At 57.2% G+C, this 1,880-nt stretch carries 1 rRNA gene (running past one end of the window); it reads right to left on the bottom strand.

What is annotated here, in order from left to right:
* Window positions 1-52: 52 nt before the first annotated feature.
* Window positions 53-1,880: ribosomal RNA gene (locus ACFYPR_RS31755) — 23S ribosomal RNA — on the bottom strand (it continues 1,361 nt past the right edge of the window).

The raw sequence follows: 1,880 nt of genomic DNA, 5'->3' as shown, positions 1-1,880 counted from the left end.
CGTCACGGGTGTTCGCTTGTTCAGAGTTGCACAGTGGACGCGTAGCAGCTTAGTAGTCAAGTCCTCGGCCTATTAGTACCGGTCAACTGAACCCGTTACCGGGCTTACATTTCCGGCCTATCAACCCAGTCGTCTAGCTGGGGGCCTTACCCCACCAAGGTGGGTGGGATACCTCATCTTGAAGCAGGCTTCCCGCTTAGATGCTTTCAGCGGTTATCCCTTCCGAACGTAGCTAACCAGCCGTGCCCCTGGCGGGACAACTGGCACACCAGAGGTTCGTCCGTCCCGGTCCTCTCGTACTAGGGACAGCCCTTCTCAAGTATCCTACGCGCACGGCGGATAGGGACCGAACTGTCTCACGACGTTCTAAACCCAGCTCGCGTACCGCTTTAATGGGCGAACAGCCCAACCCTTGGGACCTGCTACAGCCCCAGGATGCGACGAGCCGACATCGAGGTGCCAAACCATCCCGTCGATATGGACTCTTGGGGAAGATCAGCCTGTTATCCCCGGGGTACCTTTTATCCGTTGAGCGACACCGCTTCCACTCGCAAGTGCCGGATCACTAGTCCCGACTTTCGTCCCTGCTCGACCTGTCAGTCTCACAGTCAAGCTCCCTTGTGTACTTGCACTCAACACCTGATTGCCAACCAGGCTGAGGGAACCTTTGGGCGCCTCCGTTACCCTTTAGGAGGCAACCGCCCCAGTTAAACTACCCACCAGACACTGTCCCTGAACCGGATAACGGTCCGAAGTTAGATACCCAAATCAACCAGAGTGGTATTTCAAGATTGCCTCCACCCATACTGGCGTATGGACTTCACCGGCTCCCACCTATCCTACACAAGCTAATTCGAGTACCAATGTCAAGCTATAGTAAAGGTCCCGGGGTCTTTCCGTCCTGCCGCGCGTAACGAGCATCTTTACTCGTACTGCAATTTCGCCGGGCCTGTGGTTGAGACAGTGGGGAAGTCGTTACGCCATTCGTGCAGGTCGGAACTTACCCGACAAGGAATTTCGCTACCTTAGGATGGTTATAGTTACCACCGCCGTTTACTGGCGCTTAAGTTCTCCGCTTCGCCCCGAAGAGCTAACAGGTCCCCTTAACGTTCCAGCACCGGGCAGGCGTCAGTCCATATACATCGAATTACTTCTTCGCATGGACCTGTGTTTTTAGTAAACAGTCGCTTCCCCCTGCTCTCTGCGGCCATACAACGCTCCACCCGCGCGGGGCTTCACGTCTCCGGCCCCCCTTCTCCCTAAGTTACGGGGGCAATTTGCCGAGTTCCTTAACCACAGTTCGCCCGATCGCCTCGGTATTCTCTACCTGACCACCTGTGTCGGTTTGGGGTACGGGCCGCTAAGAACTCGCTAGAGGCTTTTCTCGGCAGCATAGGATCACTGACTTCACCTGAATCGGCTCGGCATCACGTCTCAGCCCTCATGTGTCGCGGATTTGCCTACGACACGGCCTACACGCTTACCCCGGCACAACCACCGGCCGGGCTCAGCTACCTTCCTGCGTCACCCCATCGCTTGACTACTACCCATCAGGTTCCCACGCTCCCCAGCTTTGACCCGAAGGTCGCGGCTGGTTTGGGTGGTTAGCACAACGAGGTTCATCAGGGACGCTCTTTCGCGGGTACGGGAATATCAACCCGTTGTCCATCGACTACGCCTCTCGGCCTCGCCTTAGGTCCCGACTCACCCAGGGCGGATTAGCCTGGCCCTGGAACCCTTGGTCATCCGGCGGAAGGGTTTCTCACCCTTCTTTCGCTACTCATGCCTGCATTCTCACTCGTGCCGCGTCCACAACTGGGTCACCCCGCTGCTTCACTCGCGGCACGACGCTCCCCTACCCATCCACACACCTGCACAAG

The organism is Micromonospora sp. NPDC005254, assembly GCF_042872525.1.
Classification (GTDB): Bacteria; Actinomycetota; Actinomycetes; order Mycobacteriales; family Micromonosporaceae; genus Micromonospora.
This window is presented reverse-complemented; position numbering and strand designations above follow the sequence as displayed.